Here is a 7,696-nt window from a genome sequence, read left to right as displayed (position 1 = left end):
CCGCAGGGGTGACCGGCCCGCCGGCGGCCGCGGGTGCGTCAGGCCCGCTTCCCCCAGGCGGTGAAGACCGCGAGGGAGAGGTCGCGGAACTCCGGGTCGGCGAGCTCCCGGTAGGCGGCCTCGAAGTCCTCGTCGGTGGCGAGCCCGGCGGCCACCACGGCCGGCCGGGTCTGCTCCAGGGTGAGCCGCCACCACTCGGCCTCGTCGTCCCCGCCGGCGATCAGCTGGAAGCGCGCGTCGTGGCCGAGGCCGCTGAGCCCCTTGCCCTCCAGCGGCACCGGCAGGCTGCGCGCCCACTCGGTGTCGGTGCCCACCGCGGTCTCCAGGTGGCGGCGGAAGGCCCGCAGCGCGGTCCGGTAGCCGGGGTGCGGCGAGTCCTTGATCGGGAAGAAGGCCGGCTCCTCCAGCACCAGCGTCCCGCCCGGGGCCAGCCACTGGACCAGCCGCTCCACCGCCTTCTCCGGGTCGGGCAGGTGGATCACCACGTACCGGGCGTGGATGAAGTCGAAGGAGGCGGGCGGGAAGTCGTCGGTGTAGACGTCGTGGCGCAGCACGCGCACGCCGTCGGCGGCGAGTTCGTCCAGGAAGGTGGTGTCGAGGTCGGTCACGGTGACCTCGGCGCCCTGTCCGGCCAGCCAGCGGGCGACCGAGCCGCCGCCCCCGCCGACCTCCAGGACCCGGTGACCAGCCTGCAGGCCGAGCGCCCGGAAGCGGTTGCGGGTGTGCTCGTCCAGGACGGACTCCAGCAGCCGCAGCCGGTGCAGTTCGGTGCCCACGGCGTGGCTGAACACCCCGTCGCGGTAGCGCTCCTCCTTCCATTCCCAGCGTTCGCCGGTGGCTCCGGCGAAGACGGACTCCGAGCCGGTCTGTACGGTCATGGGCTTCTCCTGTGCTCGCGGTTCGGGCGTACGGACGGGACGTGCGGACGGACGTGCGGGCCCGGCGTCCGACGGGGACGCCGGGCGGGGACTTCGGGCGGGCCGGGGCGGGGACTTCGGGCGGGCCGGGGCGGTCAGACGAAGGCGAGGACGCGGACCGGGCCGCCGGTCCCGCCGCGGTGCTTGGGCGCGCCGACCACGGCGACGGCGCCGAGGTCGGGCACGGTGTCGAGCCCGGCGAGGCACTCGATGGCGTACTTGCCGGCCGGCAGCAGCACCCGGTGGGTGTCCGGGTCGGCCGGGCGGGTACCGGGGTCGAGGCTGATCGAGTCGGTGCCGACGCCGACCACCGAGCGCTCGGTGACCAGGAAGTGCGCGGCCTCCACCGAGATCCCGGGGAAGCGGTAGAGCCCTTCCGCGGGGTCGAGGTTGAGGAAGGCGCCGGGGGTGTCGATCCGGTGCGCCCAGTCGTTGTCGACGGCGAGCAGCGCGCCGTCGGGGATGCGGCCGTGCCGGCTCTCCCACGTCAGCAGGTCGTCGACGGTCAGTTCGGTGACGTGGTCACGGGCGGCGCGCTCGCCGATCCGGACCACGGCCAGCGGCGCGACCAGGGTGTCGGCCGGGATCTGGTGGGTGGCCAGGCCGTCGTCGTCGAAGTGCGAGGGCGCGTCGAGGTGGGTGCCGATGTGCTCGTTGTAGGTGAGCTCGAAGGCGTTGTACTCGTGCTCGGCGAGGTTGGCGAGCCGCTTGATCTCCATCGGCTTGACGTACAGCTCGAACACCGGCCAGTCCGGGCCGACCACGTGGGTGAGGTCCCGGACGGCCCCGCGCGGCAGGCTGATCGGGGCCCTGTCCCGCGGCGGCGCCGAGACTTCGGCGGGACCGCCGGCGACGGGACCGGCGGCGGTGTGGCCGGTGGCACCGGCCACCGTCTCCGGTGAGCACATGGGATTCCCCTTCCTGGAGAACATCTATGGAAAAACAATCTCCTGAACGCGTTATGCTGGTGGCCCCGCCCGCAGAAGGAGTTCCGATGGCCACCGCCCCGCGGACGCCCCGCCTCGCCTCGCCCAGCCGGACGGACGACGGGGGCGAGCGCCGGCAGTACTTCGCGACGCTCACCCGGGAGCGCCCCGACATCGCGCTCTGCCGGGCCACCACGGTGGTCGCCCGGGCGATCGACGAGGAGCTGACCGGCGCCCGGCTGACGGTGGCCCAGCACCTGGTGCTGAAGATGCTGGACGCGGTCGGGGCCTGCTCCCAGCAGGAGTTGAGCGAGCAGCTGCGGATCGACCGCAGCGTCATGGTCGGCTGCATCGACGCCCTGGAGAGCTCCGGGCTGGTGGTCCGCGAACGCCACCCGCGCGACCGCCGCGCCTATGCCGTCACCATGACCGAGGCCGGTTCGCGGGCCCTGGCCGATGCGGAGGCGGACATCGCCCCGATGATGGACCGGGTGTTCGCCGCACTCACCGCGGAAGAGCGGGACACGCTGATCCGGCTGACCCGCAAGCTCCTCGCCGTTCAGCCGGGCGAGTGAAGCCGTGGGCGTGCCCTGCGGGTCTCCGCCGGGTCCGCCAGGACCCGCGGGACACGCCTCAGTCGACCAGCGCCTGGTTGACCAGCTGCCGCAGACGCCCGTGCAGCCGGTGCGCACTGGAGGGCATCAGCTGAGTCAGGAACAGCACCGTCAGCCGCTCCACCGGGTCCACCCAGAAGATGGTGGACGCGGCGCTGTGCCAGCCGTACTCCCCCGCGCTGGCCGGCACCCCGGCAGCCGCCGGGTCCAGCACCACCGCGAAGCCGAGCCCGAAGCCGACCCCGGCGGTGGGCATCTCGGAGAACACCGGCCGTCCGACGCTCTTCAGGTCCCCGCCGCCGGGCAGGTGGTTGCGCAGCGCGTGCCGCAGCGTGTGGCGGCCGAGCACCCGCACGCCCTGGTACTCGCCCTCGCCGAGCAGCATCTGGCTGAACCGGTGGTAGTCGGCGAGCGTGGTGACCAGTCCGGAGCTGCCGGAGAGGCAGTCCGGCTCGCGCAGCACGTCACCGCCGAAGGCGTCGTTGCGAACGGCCTTCCCGTCGGCCGGGTTGACGACGTAGAAGGCGGCCAGCCGGTCGGCCTTGTCGGCCGGGACGTGGAAGCCGGTGTCCGCCATGCCGAGCGGCCCGAGCACCCGCTCGGCCAGGAACTCGTCCAGCCGCTTGCCCGACGCGACCTCGATCACCCGCCCGAGCACGTCGCTGGAGGCGCCGTAGTTCCAGGCGGTGCCGGGCTCGAAGAGCAGCGGGAAGGAGGCCCACTTCGCCACGCACCGGGCGAGGTCGAGGCCGGGCGCGGTGGTCCACTCGAAGCCGTTGGCGGTGTAGATCTCGTCCACCGGGTGCGCCCGGTGGAAGCCGTAGGTCAGGCCGGAGGTGTGGGTGAGCAGGTGCACGATCCGGATCGGCTCGGCGGCGGGGACGGTGACCGGCCGGGAGGCCGGACCGCGCTGGTAGACCCGGACGTCGGCGAACTCCGGCAGGTAGCGGGAGACCGGGTCCTGGAGGCCGATCGCGCCCTCCTCCAGGAGCACCAGCGCGGCCACCGAGGTGACCGGCTTGGTCATCGACCAGGACCGGTAGATGGTGTCCGGGGTCTGCGGCAGGCCGTTCTCGACGTCGCGGTGCCCGTACCCGGCGAGGTGGGCGACCTTCCCGCCGCGGGTCACGGCGAGCTGCCAGCCGGGCAGCCGGCCGTCGTCCACGTAGGTCCGGAGGTACTCGTCGATCCGGCGCAGCCGCTCGGGATCCAGCCCCACCTCGGCCGGTTCGACTTCGACTTTGATCTGCGACATGGCGTCCTCTCGCGGTCGAGCGCTCTCGTCATGTTTCGAATGTTCGAAGATAGTGGAAGCATAGGAAGAATCAACTCCGCACACAAGGGCGGAACTTGAGATCCCGCGAGTTCCACCTGCCGGACTTCGAATGTTGCGCAAATTTCGAACCATTCATAGGATCCGGAAGGATTCGCACCCCCTTCCGACCCGACCGGAGCTGGAGCCCGCCCATGCCGCCCCTCGCGCTTTCCATCGACGAACTCCTCACCACCACCCGGGCGGTGCGCAAGCGACTGGACCTCACCCGCCCGGTGGAGCGCGAGCTGATCGAGGAGTGCCTGGCCCTGGCCACCCAGGCCCCCACCGGGCGCAACCGCCAGCGCTGGGACTTCATGATCGTCACCGACCCGGCCAAGCGATCCGCCATCGCCGACCTCTACCGACTCGGCCTGGTCCGCCCCCGCCAGCAGGTGGTCGGCACCGGCGTCGACCGCACCGTCGGCGACCAGCTGCGCCGGCTCCGCCTGGCCGAGAGCGCCCAGCACCTCTTCGACCACCTGCACGAGGTCCCGGTCCTGGTGATCCCCTGCGTCCGGATCGAGGGCCGGCACGAGGTCGACTCCTTCGTCGGCCAGGCCAACACCTGGGGTTCGATCATCCCGGCCACCTGGCAGTTCATGCTCGCCGCCCGCTCCCGCGGCCTCGGCACCGCCTGGACCACCCCGCACCTGCACTACGAGCGCGAGGCCGCCCAGATCCTCGGCATCCCCTACGAGACCGTCCTCCAGGCCGCGCTGATCCCGCTGGCGCACACCATCGGCACCGACTTCCGCCCCGGCCCCCGGGTCGGCACCGAGCAGATCGCCCACTGGGACGCCTGGTAGCCCCCGGCCGGGATGCCGGGCCCACCGGAGCGTTCTTGACCACCGATCAGGCCGATCTTTAGGATGACTGCCATGTTCCGGGAATGTCGAGTCAACGGCCTTACTGCCGAGGCGACTTCCGACTGCGCGACGCACCGCTGCCGCTGTCGCCCCTGAACCCTCCTCCCGCGTCCGCGCACCGAACCGCGCACCGACCTGGCGCCGGAAGAGGATCTCCTCTCATCATCACGGTTCCGCCCCGCGGTGGTGCCCCCACGCACCCCGCCGGTTCCGGCTGCCCGGAGTTCCGGAATCTCGACGGCAAGGAGAACGAACATGAGCCTGTCCCTCTACCGCTCCGCAGATCCGTCCGATCCCGCCGGCCCCACCGTCCGGGTGCTCATCTGCGCCGCCTCACCACTGCTGCGCACCGGGCTGCGCACCATCCTGCAACGCTCACCCGGACTGCAACCCCTGACCGAACTCTCCACCACCGCCAGAATCGCCCAGGCCTGCGCCGCCAAGCGCCCGGACGTGGTGGTCATCGACGCCGACATGCCCGGGATGGAGGCCTGCGAGGTCAAGAAGCTCACCACCGCCCGGGAAGCCGGGCAGCCCGGCGTCATCCTGCTCGTCCGCCCCGGCGACCCGGACCGGATGCTCGACTACCTCAGGGCGGGCGCCCGCGGCCTGGTCCTGCGCGACGGACCGGAGTCCGACATGGTGCACGCGGTCCGGGCGGTCGCCGCCGGGAACGCGCTGATCTCCCCGCCGATCACCGCCGAGGTGGTCACCGAGATGGCCCGCCGGCTGCCCGGACCACCACTGCACACCCCGCCGCTGCTCCATCTGCTCACCCCCCGCGAGCAGGAGGTGCTCACACTGATCGCGGGCGGGCTGTCCAACGCCGAGATGGCCGCCGAGCTCCACCTCAGCGAGAAGACCGTCAAGTTCCACGTCTCCAACGTGCTCGGCAAGCTGCGCGTGCGCAGCCGGGCCCAGGCGATGGTCTATGCCCGGTCGGGGCACCGGGCGGCCGTCTGAACCACCGGCCGCCCGGCGCGGCGTCACGTCTGCGGGGCCAGGGCCCGCAGCGTGTCGCGCATCCCCTCCGGTCCGGCGCCGAACTCCGGTACCGGCAGCACCGCCAGCAGCGGCGTGTCCACCCCCGCCGCCACGAACTGCGCCACCCGCTCCCGGCACTCCCCCGGGGACCCGTGGATCAGCAGGTCGTCGACCAGGCGCTCGGGCACCGCCGCGCACGCGCCGTGGAAGTCTCCCGCCGCCCACGCGGCGTGCGAGGCCGCCAGCTCCCCGCCGCGCCCCAGCCAGTCGTGGAAGCCGCCGTACGTCCGGGCGTTGAGGATCGGCCCGAGCAACTGCCGCCCCTGCCACAGGGCGTGGTCGCGGTCCTTGGTCGGGCAGACGAACAGCCGGGCCACCACCTCCTTGGTGCGGCCCGCTTCCCCCATCGCGGCCCGCACCCGCGGCACGTCCGCGGCCGCCAGGAAATTGGTCACCAGCCCGTCCGCCTCCCGTCCGGCCAGCCGCAGCATCTGCGGGCCGAGCGCGCCCATCATCACCGGCGGCACCGGGTCGGGCCGCAGCGCCGGGGTGTACCGCTCGATGGTGAAGGAGTCGAACGCGCCCTGCACCGTCCGTCCGGCCAGCGCCTGCTTCAGGAACCGCACGGTGTCGCGGACCTGGCGGTACGGGTGCTCGAACGGGATGCCGTTGATCCGGGTGACGAACGGCGGGCCGGAGGAGCCGACGCCCACCACCACCCGGCCGGGCGCGGCCTCGGCCAGCGAGGCGACCGTCATGGCGAGCAGCGCCGGCCCGCGGGTCTGCACCGGCACCACGCCGGTGCCCAGCCGCAGCGCCGGCGCCCAGGCCGCCGCGAGTGCCAGCGGGGTGAAGCCGTCGTAGCCCGCCGCCTCGCCGGTCCACACGTCGGTGTAGCCCAGGTCGGGCAGTTCCTCGACCAGTGCGCGGTGCCGGTGCAGCGGGACGCCGCGCAGGGGGAGCGTCAGACCGTAGCGGCCCACGGGCACCTCCCGGCGGTTCGCTCGCGGCGCTCACTCATCGGGTGTCCTTCCGCGGGAACGGCGGTGCGGGCCGGCCCCATTGCCTAAGATTGGATAGTACGCCAAAGTTCGAACAATCCATCACGCGACCAGGACGCCCAAGGAGCCACCATGCGCACCCCGAGCCACCCGGCCACCGACTCCATCGAGCTCGCCGGAATCTTCCACGCCCTCAGCGACCCGGCCCGTCTCTCCATCGTGACCGGCCTGGCCGAGGTCGACGAGCGGTGTTGCAGCGATCTGGACGTCCCCCTGTCCAAGTCGACCCTCTCGCACCACCTCAAGGTGCTGCGCGAGGCCGGCGTCACCACCACCCGGGTCGAGGGCACCCGCCGGCTGATGTCGCTGCGCCGGGACGACCTCGACCTGCGCTTCCCCGGTCTGCTGGACGCCGTGCTGAACGCCGCGACCCGTGAGCCCGCCGACGCCCACTGATTCTCCCCGACACTCCCGGGGCCGCTCTTCGGCCGTACGACCGGTCTGCGCCCCGGCCTTTGGACCTGAATCGGCCCCGCGCGGCCCCACCGGGCGCGCCGATGGCCCAGGCTGGCCGCGTTCCCCTGTCCGCAGCCCGTACTGGAGTCCGCCGTGCCCGTCGACACCCGCGCCCACGAGACCGCCGCCCGCGCCGCCCTCGACGCCTTCCTCGACGCCCTCAACAGCCGCGATCCGGCGGCCTGGGCGGAGACCCTGCACTACCCGCACGTCCGGGTGCACGAGGGCGAGGTGACGGTCTGGGAGGACCGGGCCGGCTACGTCGAGCGCTCCGCCCCCGAGCTGGCCCGGCTGGTCGGCTCCGGCTGGGCCCGCAGCGGCTGGGAGAGCGTCGAGCTGAGCCAGTCCTCCCCCGACCAGGTGCACGCCCTGGTCCGCTTCGCCCGCTACGACGCGGCCGGGGAGCGCACCGGTGCCTTCGACTCGGTCTACGTGCTCACCCGGCGCTCCGACCGCTGGGGCGTGCTCGCCCGGATCGGCTTCCAGACCGTCTGACCCCGCCCCCGGCCCTGGAACGCCCCGGACACGACGGCGGGGCCGGCCGGGAAGTCCCGGAC

At 73.0% G+C, this 7,696-nt stretch carries 9 protein-coding genes; 5 read left to right on the top strand and 4 right to left on the bottom strand.

Going from position 1 to position 7,696, the window contains the following annotated elements; translation table 11 throughout:
• Positions 1-38: 38 nt before the first annotated feature.
• A complete protein-coding gene (locus ACFU7Y_RS35645) occupies positions 39-878 on the bottom strand; it encodes a class I SAM-dependent methyltransferase (RefSeq protein ID WP_224278974.1) in 840 nt (279 codons plus the stop codon).
• Between the two features lie 134 nt (positions 879-1,012).
• The gene (locus tag ACFU7Y_RS35640; RefSeq protein ID WP_380770844.1) at positions 1,013-1,825 is read right to left on the bottom strand and encodes a cyclase family protein; all 813 of its coding nucleotides are present in this window, start codon (positions 1,823-1,825) and stop codon (positions 1,013-1,015) included.
• Positions 1,826-1,911: 86 nt separating this feature from the next.
• Between ACFU7Y_RS35640 and ACFU7Y_RS35635 the strand changes: the two genes are divergently transcribed.
• A complete protein-coding gene (locus ACFU7Y_RS35635; protein WP_224278970.1) occupies positions 1,912-2,418 on the top strand; it encodes a MarR family winged helix-turn-helix transcriptional regulator in 507 nt (168 codons plus the stop codon).
• Between the two features lie 58 nt (positions 2,419-2,476).
• Here the strand turns inward: ACFU7Y_RS35635 and ACFU7Y_RS35630 are convergent, their stop codons facing one another.
• Positions 2,477-3,712, bottom strand: coding sequence for a serine hydrolase domain-containing protein (locus ACFU7Y_RS35630; protein ID WP_380770843.1), 1,236 nt, complete (start codon positions 3,710-3,712; stop codon positions 2,477-2,479).
• A 212-nt stretch (positions 3,713-3,924) separates the two neighbouring features.
• Here ACFU7Y_RS35630 and ACFU7Y_RS35625 point away from each other — a divergent pair, with 212 nt between their 5' ends.
• Together ACFU7Y_RS35625 and ACFU7Y_RS35620 are read left to right on the top strand one after the other, a co-directional pair.
• Positions 3,925-4,578, top strand: a complete 654-nt coding sequence (locus ACFU7Y_RS35625) for a nitroreductase family protein (RefSeq protein WP_224278967.1) — start codon at positions 3,925-3,927, stop codon at positions 4,576-4,578.
• Between the two features lie 315 nt (positions 4,579-4,893).
• Complete coding sequence (locus tag ACFU7Y_RS35620; protein WP_224278965.1) at positions 4,894-5,601, top strand: response regulator transcription factor; 708 nt, start codon at positions 4,894-4,896, stop codon at positions 5,599-5,601.
• A gap of 23 nt (positions 5,602-5,624) precedes the next feature.
• Here ACFU7Y_RS35620 and ACFU7Y_RS35615 read toward each other — a convergent pair whose 3' ends face one another.
• Complete coding sequence (locus ACFU7Y_RS35615) at positions 5,625-6,605, bottom strand: LLM class F420-dependent oxidoreductase (protein ID WP_224278963.1); 981 nt, start codon at positions 6,603-6,605, stop codon at positions 5,625-5,627.
• Positions 6,606-6,755: 150 nt separating this feature from the next.
• On the opposite strand from ACFU7Y_RS35615, the gene ACFU7Y_RS35610 reads away from it, so the two are divergent.
• Positions 6,756-7,079 (top strand): helix-turn-helix transcriptional regulator, encoded by a 324-nt coding sequence (locus ACFU7Y_RS35610; RefSeq protein ID WP_224278961.1) that lies wholly within the window; start codon positions 6,756-6,758, stop codon positions 7,077-7,079.
• A gap of 153 nt (positions 7,080-7,232) precedes the next feature.
• Positions 7,233-7,634 carry a hypothetical protein gene (locus ACFU7Y_RS35605; protein ID WP_224278959.1) on the top strand — a complete coding sequence of 134 codons (402 nt, stop codon included), beginning with the start codon at positions 7,233-7,235 and terminating at the stop codon, positions 7,632-7,634.
• Positions 7,635-7,696: the final 62 nt, after the last annotated feature.

It is taken from the genome of Kitasatospora sp. NPDC057542 (assembly GCF_042801945.1).
In the GTDB taxonomy this organism is placed as follows: Bacteria; Actinomycetota; Actinomycetes; order Streptomycetales; family Streptomycetaceae; genus Kitasatospora.
Note: the sequence above shows the minus strand (reverse complement) of the source record. Positions and strands in the feature narration are given on the sequence as shown.

Excerpts from the sequence above, each read along its gene's own strand:
- ACFU7Y_RS35645 (WP_224278974.1), bottom strand. The coding sequence starts at position 878 with ATGACCGTACAGACCGGCTCGGAGTCCGTCTTCGCCGGAGCCACCGGC.
- ACFU7Y_RS35620 (WP_224278965.1), top strand. The coding sequence starts at position 4,894 with ATGAGCCTGTCCCTCTACCGCTCCGCAGATCCGTCCGATCCCGCCGGC.
- ACFU7Y_RS35610 (WP_224278961.1), top strand. The coding sequence starts at position 6,756 with ATGCGCACCCCGAGCCACCCGGCCACCGACTCCATCGAGCTCGCCGGA.
- ACFU7Y_RS35630 (WP_380770843.1), bottom strand. The coding sequence starts at position 3,712 with ATGTCGCAGATCAAAGTCGAAGTCGAACCGGCCGAGGTGGGGCTGGAT.
- ACFU7Y_RS35640 (WP_380770844.1), bottom strand. The coding sequence starts at position 1,825 with ATGTGCTCACCGGAGACGGTGGCCGGTGCCACCGGCCACACCGCCGCC.
- ACFU7Y_RS35625 (WP_224278967.1), top strand. The coding sequence starts at position 3,925 with ATGCCGCCCCTCGCGCTTTCCATCGACGAACTCCTCACCACCACCCGG.
- ACFU7Y_RS35635 (WP_224278970.1), top strand. The coding sequence starts at position 1,912 with ATGGCCACCGCCCCGCGGACGCCCCGCCTCGCCTCGCCCAGCCGGACG.